Here is a 24,902-nt window from a genome sequence, read left to right on the forward strand (position 1 = left end):
GCGAGCCAGCGCGGGGGCGCCCGGCTGCTACCCGGCACGCAGTGCCGAAAGCAGTTGCCGGAGCTCCGCCCGCGACGGGGGGTCGAGGAGCGGCGCCGCGATCGCGATGAGGCGGTCGAGCGCGGCCGCTACCCCCTCCATCGACTCTCCAGCCGATGCTTCGGCAACCTGAAGGGCGGCGCTCCGCGTGGCGGCAGGAAGCGAGAGGGCGCCGATCCAGTGCCGTGCCCCGGCGGCCCTTGCCCGGCGCTGCTCCACCGGGAACCCCTCGCGCGCGGTGCACCCGTCGGCCAGGCGCGCCCCCATGAGGAGCGTCATGGCCACCTCGCGCTCGCCGCCAAGCGGGAGGCGCCCGGCCAAGGCGGCCAGGGCGCGAAAGCGGAACACGACCGGGGCGACGGCGTACGGCGGTTGTGACAGCACGCCGGGAATCTACGGCGTGCACGTCACTCGGCAAACGAAACGCTCGCCCATACATTCCACGCCATGCCGCCGCTCCCGAAAGTCGGTCCGCCGCCGCGCAGCGTCCTCTGGGTCGACGACGAGGCAGAGCTGCTCGAGCCGCACCGCCTCTTCCTGGCCGACAAGGGCTACGACGTCACCGTCGCCACCAACGCCGACGACGCCGTGGAACTGCTGCGCCGGCGTCCGTTCGACGTGATGCTGCTGGACGAGCAGATGCCGGGCAAGCGCGGGCTGGAGGCCTACCAGCAGGTGCGCGACATCTCGCCCGCGCTCCCGGTGGTCATGGTGACCAAGAGCGAGGATGATGCCACGCTCCGCGAGGCGTTAGGCGCGAACGTGCGCGACTACCTCGTCAAGCCGGTCTCGCCGCGCCAGGTGCTCACCGCCGTCACCAAGATCCTCGAGGGGACGAAGATCCGGCGGCAGGCGGTGGCACGCGCCTTCGTCGACCGCTTCCGCGCCATCGAGCACGAGCGCCACGGCGCGCTCGACTGGCGCGGGTGGATCGACCGCTTCGACGAGATGATGCGCTGGGACGTCGACCTCGCCGACGCGGGGGAGACGGGCCTGTACGAATCGCTGCGCGGGCTGTACCCGGACCTGCATCGCGAGTTCGCCACCTTCATGCAGCGCGAGTACCCGCGCTGGCTGCGCGACCTCGAGGGCGACCGTCCGCCGCTCTCCATCGACGTGGTCCCCGAGTTCGTCCTCCCGGTGTTGCAGCGCGACCGGCGGGTGGTCCTGGTCGTGGTGGACTGCATGCGCGTGGACCAGTGGCGCATCCTCGAGCCAACGCTGGCGCCGCTCTTCGACGTGGAGTCGACGCACTACTACGCGGTCCTCCCGACGGCGACCCCGTACTCGCGCAACGCCCTCTTCAGCGGGCTCTTCCCGGGCGAGATCGCCGCCCGCTTCCCCGACTGGTGGGGGGAGCGCGACGACGAGACGCTGAACGCCCACGAGCGGGAGTTGCTGGAGGCGCAGTTCCGTGAGATGCAAGTCTCGGCCAGCGTGCGCTACCAGAAGATCTCGACGCCGCACGACTCGGAGGAGCTGGAGCGCCACCTGGCGACGGCGATCGCTCCGGAGGGGGTGAGCGCCTTCGTCTTCAACTTCGTGGACCTCCTGACGCACGGGCGGTCGGAGTCGGCCATCCTCTACGAGGTCGCCCGGGACGAAATCGCCCTCCGCCAGCTCACGCTGCAGTGGTTCCAGCGCTCGGCGCTGTACTCGCTGCTCAAGGAGGCGGCGCGGAAGAAGGTCACCGTCGTCCTCACCAGCGACCACGGCTCGATCCACTGCACCACGCCGGCCACGGTCTTCGCCAAGCGCGACGCCACCCAGAACCTGCGCTACAAGTTCGGCGAAGACCTGCGCGCCGAGCGCCCGGAGCAGGCGCTCCTCTTCCCCAACGAGGACGCGCTGCGCCTCCCCAGGCGGGGACTCGGGGCCAACACCCTGCTGGCGGTCGGAAACACCTTCTTCGTGTATCCCACCAAGCTGCGGGAGTACCAGAGCCGGTACCGCGGATCGTTCCTGCATGGAGGGGTGACGCCGGAGGAGACGATCGTGCCGCTGGCCCTGCTGACGCCGAAAGCGTGACGCACTCGAGCGACGCGAGACGGGAGACGGGAGACGGGGCATGTACCGGCGACTGCTAGTCTTCCTGCGCCCGCATGGCGGGCGGATGGCGGCGACGATCGCCTGCAACATCGGGGCGGCGCTCCTCGACGTCTTCTCGTTCACGCTCCTGATCCCGTTCCTCGACGCACTGTTCGGGACGCGAACCGTCGGGACGGTGACCGCGGTGCAGCAGAAGATCGTCGGCGCCTTCCTCGCCTCCGGCGACGCCATGGGGTCGCTGCGCAACATCATCATCGTCATCCTGGTGGCGGTGACGCTCAAGAACCTGCTCGTGTGGCTGAGCGGGCAGTCCGGCGCCGCGCTGCAGGAGTACGTCACGCGCGACCTGCGCAACACGCTCTATGCGCACCTGCAGCGGCTCCCGCTGGCGTACTTCACGCGCACCAGGGCCGGGCAGCTCCTGGCACGCGTCCTCACCGACACGCAGCAGACCAAGCAGGTCATCACCGAGGCGGTCACGCGCTCGATCCAGAGCGCGGCGATGGTCCTCACGGCGATCGCCGCGATGTTCGCCATCTCGTGGCGCCTCTCGCTCCTCGCCCTCGTCGTGGCCCCGCTCCTCATCGGGCTCCTGCAGCCCATCCTGCGCAAGCTGCGCAAGGGGCACAAGCGGCTGGGGAACCAGTACGGGGACATGACGGCCGTGGTGCAGGAGGCGGTGAGCGGGATCCGCCTCGTGAAGTCGTACCGGGGCGAGGGCTACGAGGAGGCGCGTTTCCGCGAGGCGAGCGACCGCTACTCGCGCGGAATGGTGAAGGTGAACCGCATCGCCTTCCTGGCCCAGCCGATCACCGAGACGGTGGCGACCGGGATCGCGATGGCCATCCTCCTGGTCGGCGCCCGGCAGGTGCAGCTCGAGCGATCGATGAGCGGCTCCGAGCTGATCGCCTTCCTGGCGATCGTGATGCGCATGTTGCAGCCGCTCAAGCAGCTGTCGCAGGTCCCCACCGTCGCCCAGCAGTCGCTGGCGGCGGCCGAGCGGCTGTTCGAGGTGCTCGACCACCCCACCGAGGTCGCGCGCGACCGGGGGACGCGCTCGGTGGCGACGTTCCAGGGGACGGTGGCCTTCGAGCACGTCGGCTTCGCCTATGACGACGAGCCCGTCCTGCGCGACATCTCCTTCACCGCCCGGCGCGGCGAGGTGGTGGCGCTCGTCGGCCCCAGCGGGGCGGGGAAGAGCACGCTCGTCGACCTCATCCCGCGCTTCTACGACCCCACCGGCGGGCGGATCCTGCTGGATGGCGTGGACACGCAGGAAATCACGCTCGCGTCGCTGCGCGCGCTGGTCGGGATCGTCTCGCAGGACACCGTCCTGTTCAACGACACGGTGCGCAACAACATCGCGTACGGGGCCCCCGGCCGTTACACCGGCGAGCAGGTCGAGGCCGCGGCGCGGGCGGCCAACGCGCATGGCTTCATCGCCGAGCTCCCCGAGGGGTACGAGACCGTCCTCGGCGAGCGCGGGACGCGGCTCTCGGGGGGGCAGCGGCAGCGCCTGGCGATCGCCCGGGCCCTCCTTGCCGACCCGCCGATCCTCATCCTCGACGAGGCGACGTCGGCGCTCGACACCGAGAGCGAGCGGCTGGTGCAGGAGGCCATCGATCGCCTCCTGGCGGGGCGGACGGTCTTCGTGATCGCGCATCGCCTCTCCACCATCCAGCACGCCTCGCAGATCCTGGTCCTCGAGCGCGGGCGGATCGTGGAGCAGGGGACGCACGAGTCGCTGCTGGCGCTTGGGGGCGTGTACCACCGCCTGCACGCGCTGCAGTTCGCCGAGCGGGCGGTCGCGGCTGGCGCCTGACGATGCGGGCGCTCTTCGTGCACGGCGATGCGGCGTGGGGGGGAGGGGCGCGCGTCTTCGCCTCGGTGGCCCGGGCCCTCGCGGAGCGCGGGCACGAGACCTGGTTCGCCGCGCCGTCGGGGAGCGAAGCGGCGGCGGAGGCAGCGGGGCGAGGCGCGAACGTCATCGGCCTTCCCGCCCGGCGGAGCGCCCGCGGCGATGCCCGGCGACTGCGCGAGCAGCTCCCGCGCGACTTCGTCGATGTCGTCTTCGTCCACGACGACCGGGAGCAGCTGGCGGCCGCGCTCGCGGTGCGCGGCGCCGGGCGCGGGAGCGTGGCGCGGCGCGTTGCGGCTGGCGGCCTCCTCTCCCGCACCTGGCGCGGGCGAGGAACCCCCCGCCGGGCACGCGGCCCCCAGCGGGGCGCTCACCCCGATGCGCGCCGAACTGGGGGTCGAGGAGGGGGGGCGCGACGGATCGGCGGCGCCCCACGCCGAGGCGGGCGACCTGGGCGACGCCCCGATCCTCGCCTTGATCGCCACGCGCGAGTCGCTGCGCCGCGCCACCAACGTCGTGCGCATGGCGGCCCTGCTCGCGCAGCGCCACGCCGGCCTGCGGCTGAGGGTCATCGGGTCGGTGGCCCACGACGAGGAGCTCAAGCTCCTGGCCGCCGCCCGCGGGATCGCCCGGCGCGTGGAATGGCTCGGCCACCCGCGTCACCTGTCCCGGGTGCTCGACGGCGTGGCGGCGGGGTGGGTGATCGCCGACGGCGACGATGCGGCGTTAGGCGCCCTCGACCTGATGGCGCACGGCGTCGCCGTCCTGGCCGAGCGTGCGTCGATCAGCGCGCGGTACGTGAGCCACGGGATTCAGGGGATGCTCCTGGCAACCCTCGACCCCCCGTTGATGGCGGCCGAGACCGCGATCCTCCTGGCCGACCGTGAGCGACGCCTGGCGATGGGGGCGGCCGGGCGCGCACGCGTGGAGCGCGAGTATCCCTTTCGCGACATGCTGGCCGCGTTCGAGCACGCGATGCGATCGGCGCGCGAGCGCGCGACGTCCCGTGGCTGATCGCGTGAACGGCTCCCCCCCGGCTCCCGGCTCCGTCCCCGTCACGGTGGTGATCGCCGCGCATGACGAGGAGGCGGAGATCGGCGATTGCGTGCGCAGCGTCGCGTGGGCGCGGGAGGTGCTGGTGGTGGAGAACGATTCCACCGACGACACCATCGCCCGGGGACGCGCTGCCGGGGCGACGGTCTTCAGCCACCCGTTCCGGTCGATCGGGGCCCAGCGCAATGCGGCGATCGCGCGGGCCACGCAGCGCTGGATCCTCGTGGTCGATGCCGACGAGCGGGGGACGCCGGCGCTGGCCGCCGAGGTGGCGCGCATCGTATCGGGCGCGGCGACGGCGGCGCCGGCCGAGCGCGCGTACCGCGCGCCACGTCGGAACTTCTTCATGGGGCGCGAGATCGCCCACGGTGGCTGGGAGCGCGATCGCCCGGTGCGCCTCTTCGAGGCGACCTTGCGGTACGACGAGCGCCCGGTCCATGAGCACGTCATCGTCGAGGGGGCGATCGGGACGCTTCGCGAGCCGCTGCTGCACACGCCGTACGCCTCGCTCGACGAGTACTTCGAGAAGCTGCGGCGCTACTCGCGGTGGTGGGCGGTCCAGAACCTGGCGCGCGGACGGCGCGTGAGGGTGAGCGACCTGGTGCTGCGCCCCGCCGCACGCCTGTTCAGCATGCTCGTCCTGCGCGGAGGGTGGCGCGACGGAATGCACGGGGTCGTGGTGGCGTCGCTGGCGGCGGTGAGCGTGGCGGCGAAGTACGCGCAGCTGTGGGCGCTGCAGCTGGAGGGCGCGGGCGGGACGCGGGGGGCCCCCCCCGATCAACAACACTAACCGCGTGCGTCACCTCTTCGTCACGCAGGACTACCCCCCCGACCTCGGCGGGATGGCGCGCCGTCACGTCGAACTCTGCCGGCGTTTCGCCCCGGAGTCCGTCGTCGTCTCGACCGTCGCCTCGCCCACAGCCGCCCCCTTCGACCGCGGCGAGCCGTATCCCATCGTACGAGAGCCGTTTCCCTTCGCGGCCGCCAAGCGATTCGCCAACGAGGTCACCTGGGCGCGCCACATCGCAAGGCTCTGTCACGACAACATCGACGTCATCCACCTGGGCAACATCCGCCCGTGCGGCTACGCGGTGGCCATCGCGACCCGGCGTACCGCGACCCCCTACCTCGTCTATGTCAACGGCGGCGACCTCCTGCGCGAGCGGCAGAAGGCCGCCACGTCACGCACCAAGCGCTGGTCGGCGCGCGACATCCTGGCGCGTGCCGCGGGGATCGTCGCCAACTCTCAGTGGACCGCGACGCTGGCGGCCGACGTGATGCATGCCGTCGGCGTCCGTCGTGCGCCCCCTGTCGCCGCGATCGACCTCGGCACCGACCCGGTGCAGTTCTCCCCCGGGCGCGACCGGCGCACCCTGCGCTCCCGGCTCGGCGTCGACGAGGCCCCGATGGTGCTGAGCGTGGCCCGCCTGGTCCCGCACAAGGGACAGGACGTGGCCATCCAGGCCATCGCCTCGCTCGACGCCTCGCTCGACGCTTCGCTCGGCGCTTCGCTCGACGCTTCGCTCGACGCCTCGCTCGGGCGCGTGCACTACGTGGTCGTGGGGGAGGGCCACGACGCCGCTCGCCTGCGCGCACTCGCCGCGTCGGCGGGACTCGGCGACCGCGTGCACCTGACGGGACCGCTCGGCGACGAGGAGGTCGCCGAGGCCTATGCCACGGCCGACGTCTACATCGGGCTGTCGCGCGTGGACAGCGCCATCAACGCCGAGGGGTTCGGGATCTCGTTCGTCGAGGCGGCGGCGAGCGGGACCCCCTCGGTTGCCGGCGACTCGGGAGGCGTGCGCTCCGCCGTGCGCGACGGCGAGACGGGATTCGTGGTCGATCCCACCGACGTGGCGGCGGTCGCCGCCGCGCTGCGACGCCTGCTGGCCGATCCCGCACTCCGACGGCGGATGGGCGAGGCGGGGCGACGCGCGGTCGAGGGGCATTACAATTGGGATCGTGTGGCGCGCGAAACGCTCGACTTCACGCGCCGCTGCCTCGCCGCTCCCCGCTCCCGATGAACGCCCCGACCCCACGCCCAGCGCCGACCCTCGCCCACCGCGCCCAGTTCGCCCTCCTGCGCGGCGTCGTGGCGTGGCTCTCGCGATTCCCCCTCGACGCGGCACGTCGCATCGGCGAGCGGATCGGGATGCTGGGCTACTTCCCGTTAGGCATCCGCCGCCGCGTCGTCGTCCGGCAGGTCGCGGCCGCCTTTCCCGAGCTGGATGAGCGGCAGGTGCGCGCCCTCGCCCGCCGCGCCTATGCCCACCTGGGGCGCGTGGCCATCGAGACGGCGCTCGTTGCCCGCCTCGGCCGCGACGGGGTGCTCTCGCTCTTCGAGGAGCAGGAGGACGACTTCGCCCTGGTCCAGCGCCGGATGGCCGAGGGCCGGGGGGTGATCGCCTTCACGGGGCACGTGGGGAGCTGGGAGCTGGCGGGCGCCTACCTCGCCGCGCGCGGGATCCCGATCGACGCCGTGGCGCGGCGGATGAACAACACGCTCTTCGACGCCTACCTGAACCAGGCGCGTACCGACGTGGGGATGACGGTCGTGTACGATGACGAGGCCGTCCGCCGCATTCCCCGCGCGATGAAACAGGGGCGCCTGGTGGGGCTCGTCGCCGACCAGGGGGTGATGGGACTCGCCTCCACCTTCGTCCCCTTCTTCGGTCGCCCGGCCAAGACCCCACGTGGACCGGCGGTCTTCGCCCTGCGCTACAAGGTCCCGATCCTCTTCATCTCGGCGCTGTTGCAGCCGAGCGGGAAGTACCGCCTCTTCGTGGAGGAGATTCCCGCCGTCGACACCGGCGATCGCGACGCGGACGTGGACGCGACCGTGGCGCGCTTCACCGCGTCGCTGGAGCGGATGGTGCGGCGGTACCCCGAGCAGTACTTCTGGCACCATCGGCGCTGGAAGCGACAGCCCCCCGATACACCCCCGGAACTGCGGGAACCCACCTGACATGCACGCACCGCTATCGCACCACGCCACCGCCGCGGACTTCGCGCGACTCGAGGTCGTCGCCGAACGCGAGTTCCCCCTCGTCAGGCGCCCCGGGATCGCCTACCTCAACAATGCCTCCACGGGCCCCCTCCCCGAGTCGGCGCGCGCGGCGCTGGCCCGTTTCGACCTCCTGCGGGCGGAGCCGTGGAGCATCACGCAGGAGTTCCAGTTCGGGACGGTGGCGCGCTCGCGCGAGCTCCTCGCCCGCCTCACCGGGGCGTCGGCGTCGGAGATTGCGCTGATGACCAACACCAGCTACGGGCTCAACCTGGCCGCCCGTGCCCTTCCGTTGCGCGCTGGCGATGTCGTCCTGACGAGCGATCGCGAGTTCCCCTCCAACATCTACCCCTGGATGGCGCTGGAGCGGTCGCGCGGGGTGAGCTTCCAGCGCGTTCCGTGTGCGGGGCGTCTCGTGGACGAGGAGGCCATCCTCGCCGCCCTCGACCGTCCAGGCGTCCGCGCGCTCGTCCTGTCGTGGGTCTCCTTCGAGACCGGCTTCGCGGTGGACCTGGCGCGCATCGGGCGGGCCTGCGCCCAGCGCGGGATCTTCTTCGTCGTCGATGCCATCCAGGGGTTGGGCGCCTTGACGCTCGACCTCTCGACGCTGCACGTCGACGTCCTGGCCTGCGGATGCCAGAAATGGCTCGTCTCCCCCTGGGGGACCGGCTTCGTCTATGTACGCCGGTCGCTGATCGCCGCCCTCGAGCCGAACGACGTCAGCTGGATGGCGGTGCGTGATTCCGACGACTTCACGCGCATGCTGGAGTACGACTTCACCTACCGCGAGGATGCGCGCCGGTTCGAGGTGGTGACGCTCCCGTTCCAGGAGTTCGCGGGGATGAACGCGGCGGTCGAGCTCTTCTTCGAGGTCGGCCCGGCGACCGCGGCCGCCCGCATCGGCGAGCACGTGGCCGACATCCTCGAGTGGGCGGCCGGACGGCGCGACGTTCGCCTGGTGTCCCCGGCCGAGCCGGCGCGTCGCTCGGGGATCGTGACGCTGCTACCGCCCGACGCCGAGCGGGCGTCGGCGGCGCTCGGCGCCGCCGGCGTGGCGCACTCGCTGCGGGAGGGGGCGATCCGCCTGTCGCCGCACTGGTTCACGCCGCGCGCGCACGTGGCGCGGGCGCTGGAGGTGCTCGAGGGGGCGGCGCGTTAGGCGCTCGCGCCCCCGCCGCGCGTCAGCGCCACCTCGCGTCCCCCCTTCCGCACCAGGAAGTACCCGCCGGCCAGGGCGTCGCCGCGCGGGACCTCCACCTCGTCGGCCGCCAGCTTGCGCCCGTTGACCGTGACCGCCCCTTGTTGCAGCTGCCGGCGTCCGTCCCCCCTGGACTTGACCAGCCCGGTGGCCACCAGGACGTCGAGCACCGGCAGCGCCGCGCCGTCGTCCGGGAGCGTCGTGCGGGGGAGCTCGTCCCACAGCATCGCCAGCACCGCCTCGGAGAGCCCGCGGGGGTCGACCTTGCGGTCGAAGACCACGCGCGACGCCTCGCGCGCCGCCTCGGCCGCGGCCGCCCCGTGCACCCGCGTGGTGACGTCCATCGCCAGCGCCCCTTGTGCCTCGCGGCGCTCCGGGTGGGCCCCCTGCGCCGCGTCCAGCGCCTCGATCGCCTCGCGCTCCAGCAGCGTGAACATCCGCAGGTAGCGCCCGGCGTCACGGTCGTCGGCGTTGATCCAGGACTGGTAGAACCGGTAGGGCGACGTGCGCGTGGCGTCGAGCCAGACGCTCGTCCCCGCCGCCGTCTTCCCGAACTTGCTCCCGTCGGCGTTGGTCACCAGCGGGAGCGTCACGCCGTGCGCCTCGACCCCCGCGTGCTTGCGCAGCAGCTCCGTCCCGGCGGTGATGTTTCCCCACTGGTCGCTCCCTCCCAGCTGCAACGTCACGCCGTCGCGCCGGTTGAGCTCGAGGAAGTCGTACGCCTGGAGCAGCATGTAGCTGAACTCGGTGTACGAGATCCCCGTCTCGAGCCGCGACTTCACCGAGTCCCTGGCCATCATCTGATTGATGCTGAAGTGCTTCCCCGTGTCGCGCAGGAAGTCCACCAGCCGCAGCGACATCAGCCAGTCGGCGTTGTTGCGCATGCGGGCCGCGTATGCCCCCGAGAAGTCGAGGAAGCGCTCCAGCTGCTTCCGGAGCGCCGCGGCGTTCTCGGCCACCTGCTCCAGCGTCAGCAGGTTGCGCTCGGCGCTCCTGCCGCTCGGGTCGCCGATCATCCCGGTCCCGCCCCCCACCAGCGCCACCGGGTAGTGCCCGGCGCGCTGCAGGTGCACCAGCCCCATCACGGGGAGGAGGTGCCCGATGTGAAGGCTCGACCCGGTGGGGTCGAAGCCGCAGTAGCCGGTGATGCCGGTCCCCGCGAGCGCCTGCGGGGCGCCCTCGGTGTGCTGGAACAGGAGCCCGCGCCAGGCAAGCTCCTCGAGGAAGGTGCGCGTCATGGCGGAAACTTACTCGCTCCCCGTGCCCGGGCCCACTGCGCCGTCCTAACGACACGCCGGCGGCGCGTGGCCCGGTCGCGGGCGCGGGCCCCCTCCGCTGAATTGCCCCTCCCCCGCCGCGGACGTTACCTTCCACCGCCCTCCTTCGGCCGGCGCGAGCACTTCGGTGTATACAGGCAGGTCGCCGCCACGCCGTCCCCGAACCCCCCGCATGCCGAGCTCCCCACCCCGCCGCACGCCCCGCCGCACGCGCCGCTTCGCCTGGTTCACGCGTCACCCGCAGCTGACGCGCGCCCTCGCGCTCGGCACCACGTTCGTGGTCGCCGCCGGCATGGGGGGGGCGTTCGGGATGTGGCACCTCATCTGCCGCGGCAATCGCTGCCCCTCGATCGCGGTCCTCGAGAGCTACCAGCCCAAGCAGACCTCGAAGCTCTACGCCGTCGACGGCCGCTTCGTCGCCGAGCTCGGGCTCGAGCGCCGGACGCTCGTGGGCATCGGCGACATCCCGAAGGTCGTCCGCGACGCCTTCGTGATCACCGAGGACAAGCGCTTCTACTCGCACGCCGGGATCGACTGGTTTCGCATCCCGGGCTCGATCGTGAGCAACCTGCGCGCCGGCTACTTCAAGGAGGGGTTCTCGACCATCACCATGCAGCTGGCGCGCAACATCTTTCCCGAGCACCTCTCGCGCGAGAAGTCGCTCATCCGGAAGATCAAGGAAGCGCGCGTGGCGCGTGACATCGAGCGCCGCTATTCCAAGGACAAGATCCTGGAGCTCTACCTCAACCAGATCAACCTGGGGAGCGGGGCGTACGGGGTGGAGACCGCGTCCCAGCGCTACTTCGGCAAGCACGTGGCCGACCTCAACGTCGCCGAGGCGGCGACCCTGGCGGCGATGCCCAAGGCGCCGGGGCGCTACAACCCGCGGCGCTTCCCCGAGCGCGCGGTGCAGCGCCGCAATACCATCGTCGAGCTGATGCGGCGCAGCGGCGCCATCGGCGATGCCGATGCCTCGCTCGCCAAGGCCTACCCGTTGCAGCTGGCGCGACGCGTCGAGTCGGGCGACGTCGCCCCCTACTTCGTGGAGTGGGTGCGGCAGCAGCTGGAGAAGAAGTTCGGGGCCCGCCTCTACGACGAGGGGCTGAAGGTCTACACCTCCCTCGATCTCGACATCCAGACCGCGGCCGACCGTGCCCTCGAGGCGCAGCTGCGCGCCATCGAGGGAGGGAAGTACGGCAAGTGGACCCACACCACCTACGAGCAGTACCTGGCGCGCAGCGCCGATCGCGATGACGCGGCGAGCGCCGAATCGCCCTACATCCAGGGGGCGGTGGTGGTGGTCGACCCCCGCACCGGCGCCGTGCGCGCCATGGTGGGGGGGCGCGACTTCGACGACTCCAAGTTCAACCGCGCCACGCAGGCGCTGCGGCAGCCCGGCTCCACGTTCAAGCCGATCGTCTATGCCACGGCGATCCAGAGCGGGCGCACCCCCGCGACCGTCATCGAGGACGTCCCGGTCTCCGTCCCGCAGGTCGACGGGTCGCTGTGGACCCCCCAGAACTACGACATGAAGTTCGAGGGGGCGATGACCATGCGGCACGGGCTGGCGCAGTCGCGCAACCTCGTGGCCATCCGCATGGGGATGGAGCTGGGCGAGCAGGCCGTGATCGACGAGGCCCGGCGCTTCGGCATCACCACCCCCATCCCGCCCTATCCGTCGATCTTCATCGGCTCGGCCGACGTCTATCCGCTCGAGCTCATCGGCAGCTACTCCACCTTCGCCAACCTCGGCTCGCGCGTGGCGCCTAACGCCATCCTCCGCGTGGAGAACCAGGAGGGCGAGGTCCTGTGGGCGCCGCGCCCCGCCCGCACCCAGGTCCTGTCGCCGGGCGAGGCGTGGCTGATGGTGAGCATGATGAAGGACGTCGTCCTGCGCGGCACGGCCGCCGGGAGCGTGTGGGGGGCCGGCTTCCGCGTCCCCTCGGGGGGGAAGACGGGGACGACCAACGACGGCGCCGACGTCTGGTACGTCGGCTACACCGCCGACCTCGTCGCCGGCGTCTGGATGGGATTCGACAAGCCCCGGAAGATCATGGCGAATGCGCAGGGCGGGCGCCTGGCCGCCCCCGCCTTCACGCAGCTCATGATGGAAGTGTACCGGCGCAAGCCGACCCCGCCCGACTGGCCCCGCCCGGAGTCGGTGGTCGTCGCCGCCGCCTGCGGCGCCAACGGCTTCTACCAGGAGTACTTCCTGGCCGGCACCGAGAGCGACAACGGCTGTGGCGGCATCTCGCCCGACGTCTTCCACATCCCGACGGCCGCCGATTCGGCGGCGATTCGTCCCAACGCCACCGGTCGCCCCACCCCGGGCGTGCTCCCCAACGCCAAGGGGAAGGCGAAGGCCGATACCGCCAATCCCTTCAAGATCCCCGACTGATCCGATGTCGGCACGGGTCTACGCCGCCCGATGGGTCGTCCCGGTCGCCACGCCGCCCATCCCGCACGGCGCCGTCGCGGTGCGCGGTGGGCACATCACCTGGGTCGGGCCGAAGGACGACGCCCCGCCGGGCGAGCGGCTCGACCTGGGCGACGCGGTGCTCATTCCCGGGCTGGTGAACACGCACACCCACCTCGAGCTCACCGCCATGCGCGGCTTCCTCGAGGAGCTCGACTTCCGCCCGTGGATCGTCCGCCTCACCCGGGCCCGTCAGGCGGTCCTGACGCACGACCTCCTGCTCGCCTCGGCCAAGGTCGGAATTGCCGAGGGGCTCCTCGCCGGCGTCACCACGTACGCCGATACCTGCGAATCCGGGGTCGCCCTGCAGGCCATGGCGGAGATGGGGGTGCGCGGGATCATGTACCAGGAGGTCTTCGGCCCCGACCCGTCGCAGTGCGCGGCGTCGGTGCGGGGGCTGCGTGAGCGGCTCGCGTCGCTGCGGCACTGGGAGTCGCCGCGCGTTCGCCTCGGGATCTCGCCGCATGCCCCGTACACCGTGAGCGACGAGCTGTTCGTGGCGGCGGCGCGGCTCGCCGAGAGCGCCGGGTGCCCCATGGCGGTGCACCTGGCGGAGAGCGAGGCGGAGTCGCGGCTGGTGCGCGATGCGATGGGGGTCTTTGCCGACGGACTCCGGGCGCGGGGGATCGCCGTGGCGCCACGGGGGGATTCTCCGGTCGCCCTCCTCGACCGCCTCGGCGTCCTGGGGGCGCAACCGCTCCTGATCCACTGCGTGCGCGCCACCGCCCCCGACATCGCGCGCATGGCGCATCACGACTGCGCCGTCGCGCACTGCCCCGCCTCGAACGCCAAGCTCGGGCACGGCATCGCCCCGCTCCTCGACATCCTCGCCGCTGGCGTGCGGGTCGGGATCGGCACCGACTCCGTCGCCGCCAACAACCGGCTCGACATCCTCGACGAGGCGCGGGTTGCCCTCCTGATGCAGCGTGCCGCCACCCGTCGCGGCGATGCCCTCACGGCCGCCGACGCGCTCGCCCTCGCGACGCGAGGCGGGGCGCTGGCCCTCGGCCTGGGACAGGAGGTCGGGACGCTCGCGGTGGGGAAGCGCGCCGACCTGGCGGTCTTCTCGTTAGGTTCGCCGCGCACCACCCCCGCCTTCTCCCCGGAGGACGCGCTGGTCTGGGCGGCGGCCGGCCGCGAGGCCTCGCTGGTCCTGGTCGACGGTGAGGCCCGGGTCCGCGACGGGCGGCTGGTGGCCCCCCCCGCCGACGCCCATGCCGCGCTGCGCGACGCCGCCGACGCCCTCGCCACGTGGCGCGACGCGGGCGGCGGGGGATAGCGGCGCACACCCCGCCGGACCCTCCCCCCGCGTGCGCCCCGCCGTTATTCTTGAAGGGTCCCAGCTGGAGCATCGCATGGCGGACGCCTCGTCCGGACGTACGGAAAAGATCTGGCGTGACGGCGAACTGGTGAACTGGGAAGACGCGACCCTCCACGTGATGTCGCACGTGGTGCACTACGGGTCGTCGGTCTTCGAGGGGATACGCTGCTACGACACGCCCAACGGTGGCGCGGTGTTCCGGCTGCGCGAGCACATGCGGCGCCTGCTCGATTCGGCGCGCATCTACCGCATGCCGCTGCGCTACACGGTGGACGAGCTGGTGCAGGCGACGGTCGACACCGTGGCCGCCAACGACCTTCGCGAGTGCTACCTCCGTCCCATCGTCGTCCGCACCGGGCAGCAGATGGGGTTCTACCCGGTCGGCGTCCCGGTCGAGTGCTTCATCATCGCCTACAAGTGGCCCACGTACCTCGGGCATGATGCGCTGGAACAGGGGGTCGACGTCTGCGTCTCGTCGTGGCGTCGCGCCGCCCCGGACACCTTCCCCACGATGGCCAAGGCGGGGGGGAACTACCTCAACTCGCAACTCTCCAAGCTCGAGGCCAAGCAGAACGAGTACAGCGAAGGGATCATGCTCGACGCCTTCGGCTACGTGGCGGAGGGAAGCGGCGAGAATCTCTTCATCGTTCGCGATGGCGTGTTGTACACGTCCGGGATCAGCTCCGGGATCCTGCACGGCATCACGCGCGACACGGTGATCACGCTGGCGCGCGACTTCGGCTACGAGGTGCGCGAACAGCAGATCCCGCGCGAAATGCTCTACATCGCGGACGAGATGTTCTTCACCGGCACCGCCGCCGAGCTCACCCCCATCCGCTCCGTCGATCGGGTCGACGTGGGGGAGGGAAGGCCCGGCGAGATCACGAGGAGGATCCAATCCGAGTTCATGGGGATCGCCAAGGGGCGCCTCGCCGACCGGTTCGGCTGGCTCACTCCGGTCCCCGCCACCGCGCTGAGCCGGTGACCATGCGGTCGTCGGTGCTCGCGATGCAATGCTTCGAACTGTTAGGCTTTCCGAGTAGACGGAGGCCCTGTCGTGTCGCGCGGCCGGACCTCAGGCGGTCCATGTCCCGCATCGTCGTGCCATAGTGTGTCCGCGACTCCCGCCCGTACCTTCGGCGGGAGTTCGCATTCCTACCGTGAGGGAGGGCAGCGTGATTGTCGGTTGTCTCGCACTGAACGCCTCGTTCGAGCCGCTCACCATGGTTCCCCTGAAGCGCGCACTGCGCCTCGTGATCGACGGCAAGGCCGAGATCGTCGAGGCGGAGCAGGGACGCATCGTGCGCTCGGAGAAGCTGACCGTGCCGCGGCCCGCGGTCATCCGACTCACGAAGTTCATCCACGTCCCCCGCAGGTTCCGCCGCCAGGTGACCAACACCTTCCTCTTCGCGCGCGACCAGTACAAGTGCCAGTACTGTGGTCGGACGGGGGCGGAACTCAAGCCGCGCGAGGCGCTCACGCGCGATCACCTGATCCCGCTCTCGCGCGGTGGGCTCAATGAGTGGACCAACGTCGTCACGGCCTGCTCTTCCTGCAACACGCGAAAGTCCAACCGGCTCCCGAGCGAGATCGGGATGTATCCGCTCCACGCCCCCGTCGAGCCCCACTTCGTGCACCTGAGCTGGGCGGTGCGGCGCCTCACGCCGATCCAGGCGCGCTACATTCGCGTGTTCTACGGCGAGGCGACCCTGCACCAGCTGGAAGAGCTGGAGGCGCGCGCGCAGGCCAGGGCGCACGCCCACGGGCATCCCCACGGACCTGCGCATGCCCATCCGCATGCCCACCCACAGGGCCACGCCCACGGCTAGACGTTCCAGCGCGCGGGGACCGGACGGGGCGCACCTGGCGGTGCGCCCCGCTGGCATCAGGGGCGGAACGTCCGGCTGCGCGCCTGCAGCCGCCGCATCTCGCCTCCCAGCACGCGCGCCAACAACGTGCGCATCCCACGTCCCACCGCCGTCCCGGGATTTCGCTCGCCCCGGACCGCCGGCTTGAGCTCCCCGCGCAGCCACCGCTCCACCTCGTCGAGGTCCGAGACCGACAGCATCTCCAGTTCGAGCGTGACGTTGTAGTACTGCAGCTTCCGCTCGCGCAGCGGGGCAATCGGGGCCCGCATGGGGCGCTCGACGTCGGCCACCACGTCGGCGAACCGCGAGAAGTGTCCGGTGGCCGTCGCCGAGTCGCGCACGACGCGCACCACGTCATACTCCTGTCGCAATGCGTCGAATCGCACGAGGACGTCCCACTCCGCACGCCGCTGCAGCGCGTCGAAGAGCCCGCCCGACGTCCAGAGCTCGGCGCGGAAGTGGATCCGCGCGGGGAAGCCGTTGCGCAGCAGGTCGGTCACGTAGCGCTCGCTCAGCACGTTGCGCACGCGAACCGTCGGCCCTTCCTCGCCGAGCATCGCCCGCGACGGGAGCATGACCTCGAGGCGGGGACGTCCCTGCGCCGCGACGGGTCCCCCCGCCGCGGCCACCATGAACAGCACCAGCACGGACCGCCAGCGCACGTCCTAGAAGCGCGGCCGGAGCCGCACGAAGACGTTCACGGGCGTCGAGCGATCCGACAGCGACTTGGCCACGTATACCCCCACGTCATCCAGCACCAGCCCGAGGCCCACGTCGGTGCGGAACGTCGAGAGCGGAGGGAGCGAGCGCCTGCCGTACGACAGCCCGCCATCCTCCGCCCCCACCAGCCACCCACGCCCCGCGTCGGCGAACACCACCCACTGCGTTCCATGGCCCCACCCGGCCTTGCGGTACTCGCGCTCCTCGTCGAGCACCCCGAACGGGTCCAGCTGCAAGTCGCCCCGGAACTCGAGCTGCGCCATCGCGAAACGATCGCACTGTGCGGGCACGCCCACCGGGTAGCTCGTCCCCGGCACCGCGGGCGTGCTGCACTGCCACACGTCCGGGCTCCCCGCCGCGCGGCGGAAGTCGTAGCCGGCGAGCGTCCCCGGTCCGCCGACCGAGAACCGCCGCTGCAGGGGAAGGTCGTCCCCCGATAGCCACCCGCCCCCCACCAGCCGGAAGTTGAGCGATGCTTCCGGGGAGATGCGGTTGTAGCGACGCACGTCCACGAAGAGCCGGTCGTACACCGTCGCGCCGCCGAACGTCTGGTCGCGGGCGCCCGGAGTCGCCGTCCCGTAGTTGGTGATGCGCCCCGTTCCGTACTCGTAGTCCGCCAGGATGTACCACCCCCACCACGGATTCCCCTCGTCGTTGCGCGTGTCGTAGCGGAACGTGGTGTTCACGAGGTGGAACCGCCCGTCGTCCAGCAGCGGGTTCTCGCGCCAGGGCTTGTCGTTCCGGAACAGCGTGAAGGGGTCGCGCGTGCGGCGGTCGCTCCAGCGCTGGTCCGAGTAGCTGACCGTGGCGTCGACGGTGGTGCCGCGGAAGAGCGAGGCGTACAGGCTCCCGCCGTGCCGGTCGTAGTAGTCGCGGAAGTCGCGGTGGAGGAAGAACGTCGCGAGGCCGACCTCCTCGTCCGTCAGGTGCCACGCTTCCACGGGCTCCACGAGGTCGAAGAGTCGCCCGCCGAGGCGTACCCCCCGTCCCGTCCCGATGCGCACCTCGCCCTTGAGCGAGTGACCGATGTTCTCCGACTTCCACTCGAAGCCGTCGGCGCTTCGCCATACGCCGAAGGCGTCGATCCCGAGGCGCCCCCACCCGAACTCGCGCCCGATGGCGGGGCCGAGGAACACCGGGAGCCCCTCCACGCGGTTGTACGTCCGGGCCGAGACGAGGCGCAGCTCACTCCACCAGGAGTCGCGCCACCGGTCGCGCCGCCGCCACCACGACCCTTCCCGCTCCTCTCCGGCGGGGCGCGCGAGGCGATCGCCATCGCGCGCGTACTCGAGTCGTGCGCGATACGTCCTGATCTGTCCCCCGACCGTCGCCACGTCGCCCCCCACCACTCGCCCGCCCACCACCAGGATCTCGCTGTCCACCCGCGCCCCGGCCTGCAGGCGAACGTCCGCGTTCACCGCGACGATGCGTCCCGCGACGTGCCCGGCGACGGTCAACGCGCCGCCGAGCACACCGACGTCGCCCGGCACCTCCCGTCCTGCGTCGATGGTGTAGGGGCCGTCGACGCGAAGCGTCGCCGGGGCATTCCACAGGCGCAGCACCTCGTCCGCCACCTCACGCGGGAGGACGCGTTCGTCGAGCACCCGCTGTCCCTGCGCGGGGGTGAGGGCGGCGGCAAGGGCCAGCCCCACCAACCTCCAGCGATGACGCATATCGGCTCCTGGTGATGGCGACGGCCACCCCGGGGCCCGTCGCGTACCGTCCAGAACGATCTCACGCTGCACGCGGTGGCACAACGACTGCCACGCCCGTCGCCGGCCATCGATGCACGCTGCCGACCTGCCGGAATGTCACGCCGGGTGTGTCGGGGTGCTCTCCGGAACGATCTCCAGCCGCTTCATGCGTCGGTACAGGTTCGGGCGGTCGGTCTGCAACCGGCGCGCCGCCTCGGCGATGTTCCCCCCCGACGCACTCAGGGCACGCATGATCAGCAGGCGCTCGTACTCGTCCAGCATCGCGCCGAGCGGCGCGTCGAGCCCGGCGGGGTCGGGAAGCGGGGCGCGGCGCGGCGAGGCCATCGCCTCGTCCTCGACGGCGATCACCCGCCGCACTTCCTCGGCGCTGACCTCCTGGCCGGGGTGGAGGATGATGAGCCGCTCGACGATGTTGCCGAGCTCGCGCACGTTGCCTGGCCAGCGGTAGCGTTGCAGCAGCTGCATCGCCGGCTCCGTCCATGCGGGGAGCGCGCGCCCCGTGCGCAGGCGTGTGAGCGCCGCGAAGTGCTGCACCAGGAGGGGGATGTCGCTCGGCCGTTCCCGCAGCGGGGGGAGGGAGAGCGGGATCACGTTCAGGCGAAAGAGGAGGTCCTCGCGGAACCCTCCCTCGCGCGCCGCGCGGGTCAGGTCCTTGTTGGTCGCCGCGACGATGCGCACGTCGACGGCGATCGGCTTGCCGCCCCCGACGCGCTCGATCTCGCGTGCCTCGATGGCGCGCAGCAGCTTGGCCTGGGCCTCGCTCCCCAGGTCTCCCACCTCGTCGAGGAGGAGCGTCCCCCGGTGCGCCAGCTCGAATCGTCCGATGCGTCGTTCGGTGGCCCCGGTGAAGGCGCCGCGCTCGTGGCCGAACATCTCGCTCTCCACCAGGTCGCGGGGGATCGCGGCGCAGTTGACGCGCACGAACGGACGGTCGCGCCGTCCGCTTCCCGCGTGGATCGCCGCGGCGACGAGTTCCTTCCCCGTCCCGGATTCCCCGGAGATCAGCACCCGGGCGTCGGTCGGGGCGATGCGCGCGATGAGCGAGCGGAGGGCCCGCATCGCCGCGCTCTCGCCGATCATCTCCCCCGCCAGCCCGAGGTCCGCACGGAGCACCTGCGCCTCGCGCTTCGCCAGCCGCAACTCGAGCGCCGAACTGAGCGAGAGGAGGACGCCCTCGGGGGACAGCGGCTTCTCGAGGAAGTTGAACGCGCCAAGCTTCGTGGCGCGCACGGCGTCGGCCAGCCCGGCCTTGCCGCTCATCATGACGACCGGGAGGTCGGGGTACCGCTCGCGCAATGCAGCGAGGACGGCGATGCCGTCCATGGCCCCGGGCATCATGAGGTCGACGAGCGCGACGTCGGGCTCCGACTCGAGCGCCATCGCCACGCCCTCGGCGCCGCTCGGCGCCTCGCGCACGTCGTAACCCTCGGAAGCGAGCAGCGCCCCGACCATGCGCCGGATGTTCGCCTCGTCGTCGATGATCAGGACGGTCGGCACGGCGCGTCGATGACAGGAAGCGTCAGGCGCGCCGCGGGAAACGGCCGACCGGTCAGGTGAGGCCTCCGTCGCGCCGTGGTCATGCGTCGCCCTGCCGCTTGGCCGGGAGCGCTTCCTTCCCCTCCTGCCGTGGCCACTGCTCCAACGGGTTGGGCGCGGGGAGGGCGCGCAGCTCGCCGATCACCTTGTTCGTGAAGCGCTGCCCTTCCGAGACGCGCTCCACCTCGATGGCGATCGCCTCGATCGCCTGCTCGATGCGGTCCAGCCGCGGCTCGAGGCTCGACGGCGCCGCCGCCATGGCCTGTCCCCTCCGGTCCATGCGCCGGGCGAAGGCGCGCGCGATGGGCGCGCCGATGGCGATCAGGGCGACCGTGGCGAAGAAGGCGTAGGTGATGTCCACCGCCTTCTGCGGGATCATGTCGTTCGGGAGCACCGGGGGGAGCGCGATCTCGGGGGTCACCGTGGCGACGCCTAACGCATGGTCGAGCTGGCTTTGCAGCGACGTCAGCCGCTCCTGCGACTGCTCGATCTGGCTGGTGATGGCCCGCTCGGCCGCGTTGGACGTCGTCCCCGTCAGCTGCGCGGTGAGCTTGTCGATGGCCGTCTTCTCGGCTTCGATCTGCCCGCGGAGGGCGTCGATCGTCGCCTGGGGGGCCGTCGACTGCACGGTGACCGCCTGGTTCGCCCCTTCGCGGGCCCCGCGAATCGCGTCGCGCACCGCCTGGCGCACGGCGTCCCGCGCCTCGTTGGGGAGTGCTTCGGTCCCCTGCCCGGCGAGCCCGGGAGCGCCGGCGAGGAAGCTGGTGAGGGCGTCGTCGAAGTGTGGGTGCATCGTCGGTTCTCCGGGTCAGCTCGACTGGTGCGGCGGGAGCGCGCGCTCGGACGGCGGCAGGCGTTCGGCCAGCACCTTGGCCGTGAAACGCTGCGACTCCGACATGCGCTCGACCTCGATGGCGATCGCGTCGATCGCCTGTTCCATGCGCTGCAGGCGCAACTCCGTGTCGCCCCCCATGCCGAGGCGTTCCCGCTCGCGGGCGCTCGCCCGGCTCGCGATGGTCTTCACGACCGTGATGATCGTCCCGCTGATCGTCCCCAGCACCACGGCGGCCAGGGCGACGTCGGCTCCCGAAGTCAGCATCATGCGGCGCGCCGGCTCACGGGGTGTGCCGCTCGCCGGGCGCAATGGCCGGCGCATCCTTGGCGCGCTCGGCCAGCAGCCTGGTCACGAAGCGCTGCCCCTCCGAGATCCGCTCGACCTCGACGGCGATGGCCTCGATAGCCGCCTCGATCCGCTCCAGGCGCAGGGAGGTCTCGCCGTTCGTCGGCATCAGCGCCTCGCGATCCGCGCGCCGCATGCGCTCGCGATAGCGCAGCACCGAGGTGACGATCGTCGTGACCATCGCGAAGGCGCCCAACGGCACCAGGACTTCAGGACCCATCACGCAACCTCGGGAGTGGAAGGGGAGACCGGGAGGATGAAGCGGATCGTCGTCCCGGTCCCAGGGGTGCTCTCGGCGCGCACGTCCCCATGATGCGCCAGAATCGTCTGGCGCGCGATAGCGAGTCCGAGCCCCGTCCCCCCCGCCTTGTGGGTGACGTAGGGGTCCCAGATGGTCGGCAGGAGCTCGGCTGCGATCCCCGTGCCGCTGTCGGTCACCGACACGCAAACCGCGGCACCACCGTCCATCGTCGCGCGCGCCACCCGCACGCGGATCGATCCCTGGCCGGCGCAGGCGTCGACGGCGTTGAGGAGGACGTTGCTCAGCGCCCGCTGCAGGGCATCGTGGTGTCCGTGCACCATGGGCACGGCGGGCTCGGCGTCCACGGTGAGGGTGATGCCCGGCGGGACCGACGCCTGCGCCGTATAACGTGCCAGCTCGGCCAGGTCCACGTCGGCCGCCGGTCCCGACGGGAGCCGGCCAAACTGTGAAAAGCTCCGCGCCAGCGCATCGAGCCGACGGGTCTCGCTCTCCAGGACGTCGAGTGCGTCCCGCTGCCCCTCGCTGGCATCGCGACGCAGGCGGGCGATGGCGAACTGGATCGGGGTGAGCGGGTTCTTGATCTCGTGCGCGACGCGCTGGGCCGTCTCACGGTAGGCGCGAAGGCGCTCCGCCTCGAGGGCGCGCTCTCGTCCCACCGCCAATTCGCGGGCCATGGTCCGCATCCGGTCGCGAAGGACGGCGAATTCCGGCGCGCCGCGCGCCGGGACGCCCTCGGGGAGCGGTTCCCCGCGTTCGATGCGCCCCGTCCACCCCACCAGCTCGTCGAGGGGGCGGCTCATCTGGCGCGACAGGTGCCCCGCGACGCGCGACGCCGCGACCCAGAGAATCGCCAGGGCGAGCAGGGCACTGACGACGATGACCGGCACGAGGCGGTTGGCCAGAAAGCTGAAGCGGCGGGCTTGCGTCACCGATTCCTCGAGTTCGAGTTCGTGCGTGCGCAGCGCACCTTCCTGAGCGGTGGTCAGCGGCGCCGCTCGGACCGCCGCGACGGCCCGCCGCCCCGATTCCGCCACCCGCTCCCATGCCGCGCTCCCCGATACCAGCGGCAACGCTCGCAGCGTCACCGCTCCCCACACGAGCGTCAACGCCAGCGCAGGGACGAAGGCGAACAGCGAGAGGATCGTGAAGAGCCGTGTGCGAAATCCGGGTGATCTCACGTACGGGGGGTGGGGGAGCGGGTTTCGCGAAAGGTACGCGGTCGGAGTCCCGGGGAGCATGGAGACAATCACTCCCCGGCGGGAGGGTGCGCCCCTCGGCACCGCCACCACGCCGCGGCTTGCGCCCTCCGTACCCGCGGCTGCAGCATCGACGATCGGCCAAGCCGCCCTCCCGTCTCCCGTCCCCCGTCTCCCGTCTCCATGCACACCCACACCACCTATCTCACCTTCACCACCCGCAAGCGCCACGAGATCATCGACATCACCGAGCGAGTCGAGGCGTGCCGTGCCGCCGCCGGGATCCGTGAGGGGTTCGTCCTCGTCTCGGCCATGCACATCTCCGCGTCCGTCTTCGTGAACGACCACGAGCCGGGACTCTGGAAGGACATCCTCGACTGGCTCGAGGAGCGCATCGCCCCCTGGAGCCCGGAGAGCTATCGCCACAACAGCGGGACGGGGGAAGACAACGCCGCGGCTCACCTGCGCTCGCTCGCCGTTGGGCATGAGGTGATCGTCCCGGTGACCGACGGGCGACTCGACCTCGGCCCGTGGCAACGCGTGTTCTACGGGGAGTGGGACGGGGAGCGTCCCAAGCGGGTGATCATCAAGGCGATGGGGGTCTGACGCCGCCGATCGGCCGGAAGTGCCGGGGGGGGTGGCACTCCACCCCTACGCTCCCATTAGATTTACGAGTCCAACGGTCGTGCCGGTGGGGTGGGGGAGCGGGTCATGTGAGCCCCGCACTGCCTGACGGGTACCGACGAGGTCGTGCGACATCGGTGTCTCCGCGTCGTCGTGGGGAGTCGGTGCGCGCGCGGCCCGTCACCCGGGGGACGGAGGCGCACGACGCGGGGAGTGGCCGCAGGGTCCCGACCGCCGGCGCCGGAGTCACTCGCCCGGTCCGCGACAGTGCGTGCCGGAGCGGCACCCAAACCAATGGGCGCCAAGGCGCCCGCACCCGTTCTGACCACATGAACGCTCGCACCCCCCGGCACGCCCCGTCGCGCGCGCCGATCGCCCCGTTGCACCGGGGCCCGCAGGCCTTGCCCGCCCCCACGACGTCCGGGATGTACGGCCCCCCGATCCAGCACGCGCCTAACGCCGCCCTCCTCATCGACTTCGACAACGTCACGATGGGGATCCGCTCCGACCTGGCCGGCGAGCTTCGCTCGCTCCTGTCGTCGGACATCATCAAGGGGAAGGTGGCCGTGCAGCGCGCCTACGCCGACTGGCGACGCTACCCGCAGTACATCGTCCCGCTCGCCGAGTCGTCGATCGACATGATCATGGCCCCGGCCTACGGCTCGTCCAAGAAGAACGCCACCGACATCCGCCTCGCGGTCGACGCGATGGAGCTGGTCTTCACGCGCTCCGAGATCGGGACCTACATCCTGCTCTCCGGCGACTCGGACTTCGCGTCGCTGGTGACCAAGCTGAAGGAGTACGGCAAGTACGTCATCGGCGTCGGCATCCGGGAGTCGTCCAGCGACCTGCTCGTCATGAACTGCGACGAGTATTACAGCTACAACGCGCTCGCCGGGCTGGTGAAGTCCAGCGAGGAAGACGTGCAGAAGTGGGACCCCTGGGAACTGGTCGTCGAGGCCATCGGCCGGATGAAGAAGAACGGCGACGTGATGCGCTCGGACCGCCTGAAGCAGGTCATGCAGGACATCGACGCCACCTTCGACGAGAAGAACTACGGCTACTCGAAGTTCTCCAAGTTCGTCTCCGATGCCTCGGAGAAGGGACTGGTCACGATCACCAAGCTGGAGAACGGGCAGCTCGAGGTCGGGCCGGCCGGAGTCGTCCCGGCAGCTGCAGCTCCGGGCGAGGCGCCGCGCCGCCCGGCGCTGGGCACGGAGGAAGGGGGCGCCGCCCGCGAGGAGCGGGCAGGGCGTCGCGGGCGTCGTGGCGGTCGTGGCCGCGGGCGTGACCGCGAGGAGCGCGGTGAACGCACGGAGCGCGCCGAACGCCCGGCCGCCGAGGCGCCGGCTGCGGCGCCGGTGGAGCGCGCCGAAGCGGAGCTGCCGGCGCGCGCCGTGCCGGCTCCGCGTGTCGAGTCACGCGGCGAGTCACGCGGCGAGTCACGCGGCGAGTCACGCGGCGAGTCGCGCGTCGAGCCGCGCGTCGAGCCGCGCGTCGAGCCGCGCGTCGAGCCGCGCGTCGAG

Annotated in this window: 20 protein-coding genes and 2 pseudogenes; 13 read left to right on the forward strand and 9 right to left on the reverse strand. The window is 71.5% G+C overall.

Features of this window, described 5'->3' with window-relative positions:
- Positions 1-27 precede the first annotated feature (27 nt).
- Positions 28-423 (reverse strand): hypothetical protein, encoded by a 396-nt coding sequence (locus ABS52_08270; GenBank protein ODT03742.1) that lies wholly within the window; start codon positions 421-423, stop codon positions 28-30.
- 63 nt (positions 424-486) lie between these two features.
- On the opposite strand from ABS52_08270, the gene ABS52_08275 reads away from it, so the two are divergent.
- The 7 genes from ABS52_08275 (at position 487) to ABS52_08305 (ending at position 9,162) form a co-directional block, all read left to right on the forward strand.
- Positions 487-2,067 carry a hypothetical protein gene (locus ABS52_08275; GenBank protein ODT03743.1) on the forward strand — a complete coding sequence of 527 codons (1,581 nt, stop codon included), beginning with the start codon at positions 487-489 and terminating at the stop codon, positions 2,065-2,067.
- A gap of 40 nt (positions 2,068-2,107) precedes the next feature.
- Entirely contained in the window at positions 2,108-3,910 is a 1,803-nt protein-coding gene (locus ABS52_08280) for a hypothetical protein (GenBank protein ID ODT03744.1), read from the forward strand.
- Positions 3,911-4,324: 414 nt separating this feature from the next.
- Positions 4,325-4,960 carry a hypothetical protein gene (locus ABS52_08285; GenBank protein ID ODT03745.1) on the forward strand — a complete coding sequence of 212 codons (636 nt, stop codon included), beginning with the start codon at positions 4,325-4,327 and terminating at the stop codon, positions 4,958-4,960.
- Positions 4,961-4,964: 4 nt separating this feature from the next.
- Positions 4,965-5,789, forward strand: a complete 825-nt coding sequence (locus tag ABS52_08290) for a hypothetical protein (GenBank protein ID ODT03769.1) — start codon at positions 4,965-4,967, stop codon at positions 5,787-5,789.
- 4 nt (positions 5,790-5,793) lie between these two features.
- Complete coding sequence (locus ABS52_08295; protein ODT03746.1) at positions 5,794-7,023, forward strand: hypothetical protein; 1,230 nt, start codon at positions 5,794-5,796, stop codon at positions 7,021-7,023.
- On the forward strand, positions 7,020-7,964 hold the full coding sequence (locus ABS52_08300; GenBank protein ID ODT03747.1) for a hypothetical protein: 945 nt from the start codon (positions 7,020-7,022) through the stop codon (positions 7,962-7,964). Before ABS52_08295 ends, ABS52_08300 begins: the two co-directional genes overlap by 4 nt.
- A 1-nt stretch (position 7,965) precedes the next feature.
- Positions 7,966-9,162, forward strand: a complete 1,197-nt coding sequence (locus ABS52_08305) for a hypothetical protein (GenBank protein ODT03748.1) — start codon at positions 7,966-7,968, stop codon at positions 9,160-9,162.
- Here ABS52_08305 and ABS52_08310 read toward each other — a convergent pair.
- Complete coding sequence (locus tag ABS52_08310; protein ID ODT03749.1) at positions 9,159-10,439, reverse strand: tyrosine--tRNA ligase; 1,281 nt, start codon at positions 10,437-10,439, stop codon at positions 9,159-9,161. The two genes, ABS52_08305 and ABS52_08310, sit on opposite strands and share 4 nt — an antisense overlap.
- 211 nt (positions 10,440-10,650) lie before the next feature.
- Between ABS52_08310 and ABS52_08315 the strand changes: the two genes are divergently transcribed.
- The 4 genes and pseudogenes from ABS52_08315 to ABS52_08330 all read left to right on the forward strand — a co-directional run bounded on the left by ABS52_08315 (position 10,651) and on the right by ABS52_08330 (position 16,008).
- The gene (locus ABS52_08315; GenBank protein ID ODT03750.1) at positions 10,651-12,876 is read left to right on the forward strand and encodes a hypothetical protein; all 2,226 of its coding nucleotides are present in this window, start codon (positions 10,651-10,653) and stop codon (positions 12,874-12,876) included.
- Positions 12,877-12,880: 4 nt separating this feature from the next.
- Positions 12,881-14,233 carry a hypothetical protein gene (locus ABS52_08320; GenBank protein ODT03751.1) on the forward strand — a complete coding sequence of 451 codons (1,353 nt, stop codon included), beginning with the start codon at positions 12,881-12,883 and terminating at the stop codon, positions 14,231-14,233.
- 76 nt (positions 14,234-14,309) lie between these two features.
- Complete coding sequence (locus tag ABS52_08325) at positions 14,310-15,260, forward strand: branched chain amino acid aminotransferase (protein ODT03752.1); 951 nt, start codon at positions 14,310-14,312, stop codon at positions 15,258-15,260.
- A gap of 190 nt (positions 15,261-15,450) precedes the next feature.
- Positions 15,451-16,008 (forward strand): annotated as a pseudogene (locus ABS52_08330) (HNH endonuclease).
- Between the two features lie 152 nt (positions 16,009-16,160).
- On the opposite strand, the gene ABS52_08335 reads toward ABS52_08330, so the two are convergent.
- From ABS52_08335 to ABS52_08365, 7 genes are all read right to left on the reverse strand, one after another.
- A complete protein-coding gene (locus ABS52_08335) occupies positions 16,161-16,805 on the reverse strand; it encodes a hypothetical protein (GenBank protein ODT03753.1) in 645 nt (214 codons plus the stop codon).
- A 3-nt stretch (positions 16,806-16,808) separates the two neighbouring features.
- Positions 16,809-18,515 carry a hypothetical protein gene (locus ABS52_08340; GenBank protein ODT03754.1) on the reverse strand — a complete coding sequence of 569 codons (1,707 nt, stop codon included), beginning with the start codon at positions 18,513-18,515 and terminating at the stop codon, positions 16,809-16,811.
- 159 nt (positions 18,516-18,674) lie between these two features.
- The gene (locus ABS52_08345) at positions 18,675-20,030 is read right to left on the reverse strand and encodes a hypothetical protein (GenBank protein ID ODT03770.1); all 1,356 of its coding nucleotides are present in this window, start codon (positions 20,028-20,030) and stop codon (positions 18,675-18,677) included.
- A 124-nt stretch (positions 20,031-20,154) separates the two neighbouring features.
- A complete protein-coding gene (locus ABS52_08350; protein ID ODT03755.1) occupies positions 20,155-20,907 on the reverse strand; it encodes a hypothetical protein in 753 nt (250 codons plus the stop codon).
- 15 nt (positions 20,908-20,922) lie between these two features.
- Positions 20,923-21,216 carry a hypothetical protein gene (locus ABS52_08355; protein ODT03756.1) on the reverse strand — a complete coding sequence of 98 codons (294 nt, stop codon included), beginning with the start codon at positions 21,214-21,216 and terminating at the stop codon, positions 20,923-20,925.
- A gap of 13 nt (positions 21,217-21,229) precedes the next feature.
- Positions 21,230-21,514 carry a hypothetical protein gene (locus ABS52_08360; GenBank protein ODT03757.1) on the reverse strand — a complete coding sequence of 95 codons (285 nt, stop codon included), beginning with the start codon at positions 21,512-21,514 and terminating at the stop codon, positions 21,230-21,232.
- Positions 21,514-22,794: a hypothetical protein gene (locus ABS52_08365; protein ID ODT03758.1), complete on the reverse strand. Its 1,281-nt coding sequence runs from the start codon at positions 22,792-22,794 to the stop codon at positions 21,514-21,516. Before ABS52_08365 ends, ABS52_08360 begins: the two co-directional genes overlap by 1 nt.
- Positions 22,795-22,935: 141 nt before the next feature.
- Here ABS52_08365 and ABS52_08370 point away from each other — a divergent pair, with 141 nt between their 5' ends.
- Together ABS52_08370 and ABS52_08375 are read left to right on the forward strand one after the other, a co-directional pair.
- Positions 22,936-23,358, forward strand: a complete 423-nt coding sequence (locus ABS52_08370) for a secondary thiamine-phosphate synthase enzyme (GenBank protein ID ODT03759.1) — start codon at positions 22,936-22,938, stop codon at positions 23,356-23,358.
- 443 nt (positions 23,359-23,801) lie between these two features.
- Positions 23,802-24,902, forward strand: a pseudogene (locus ABS52_08375) (hypothetical protein).

The sequence above is a fragment of the Gemmatimonadetes bacterium SCN 70-22 genome (assembly GCA_001724275.1).
Lineage (GTDB): Bacteria > Gemmatimonadota > Gemmatimonadetes > Gemmatimonadales > Gemmatimonadaceae > SCN-70-22.

What these genes read in the sequence shown, in the direction of transcription:
- ABS52_08350 (ODT03755.1), bottom strand. Translation starts at nt 20,907, where the DNA reads ATGCACCCACACTTCGACGACGCCCTCACCAGCTTCCTCGCCGGCGCT.
- ABS52_08280 (ODT03744.1), top strand. Translation starts at nt 2,108, where the DNA reads ATGTACCGGCGACTGCTAGTCTTCCTGCGCCCGCATGGCGGGCGGATG.
- ABS52_08320 (ODT03751.1), top strand. Translation starts at nt 12,881, where the DNA reads ATGTCGGCACGGGTCTACGCCGCCCGATGGGTCGTCCCGGTCGCCACG.
- ABS52_08345 (ODT03770.1), bottom strand. Translation starts at nt 20,030, where the DNA reads ATGGTCGGGGCGCTGCTCGCTTCCGAGGGTTACGACGTGCGCGAGGCG.
- ABS52_08360 (ODT03757.1), bottom strand. Translation starts at nt 21,514, where the DNA reads ATGGGTCCTGAAGTCCTGGTGCCGTTGGGCGCCTTCGCGATGGTCACG.
- ABS52_08305 (ODT03748.1), top strand. Translation starts at nt 7,966, where the DNA reads ATGCACGCACCGCTATCGCACCACGCCACCGCCGCGGACTTCGCGCGA.
- ABS52_08370 (ODT03759.1), top strand. Translation starts at nt 22,936, where the DNA reads ATGCACACCCACACCACCTATCTCACCTTCACCACCCGCAAGCGCCAC.
- ABS52_08315 (ODT03750.1), top strand. Translation starts at nt 10,651, where the DNA reads ATGCCGAGCTCCCCACCCCGCCGCACGCCCCGCCGCACGCGCCGCTTC.
- ABS52_08355 (ODT03756.1), bottom strand. Translation starts at nt 21,216, where the DNA reads ATGATGCTGACTTCGGGAGCCGACGTCGCCCTGGCCGCCGTGGTGCTG.
- ABS52_08275 (ODT03743.1), top strand. Translation starts at nt 487, where the DNA reads ATGCCGCCGCTCCCGAAAGTCGGTCCGCCGCCGCGCAGCGTCCTCTGG.
- ABS52_08310 (ODT03749.1), bottom strand. Translation starts at nt 10,439, where the DNA reads ATGACGCGCACCTTCCTCGAGGAGCTTGCCTGGCGCGGGCTCCTGTTC.
- ABS52_08300 (ODT03747.1), top strand. Translation starts at nt 7,020, where the DNA reads ATGAACGCCCCGACCCCACGCCCAGCGCCGACCCTCGCCCACCGCGCC.
- ABS52_08285 (ODT03745.1), top strand. Translation starts at nt 4,325, where the DNA reads ATGCGCGCCGAACTGGGGGTCGAGGAGGGGGGGCGCGACGGATCGGCG.
- ABS52_08325 (ODT03752.1), top strand. Translation starts at nt 14,310, where the DNA reads ATGGCGGACGCCTCGTCCGGACGTACGGAAAAGATCTGGCGTGACGGC.
- ABS52_08365 (ODT03758.1), bottom strand. Translation starts at nt 22,794, where the DNA reads ATGCTCCCCGGGACTCCGACCGCGTACCTTTCGCGAAACCCGCTCCCC.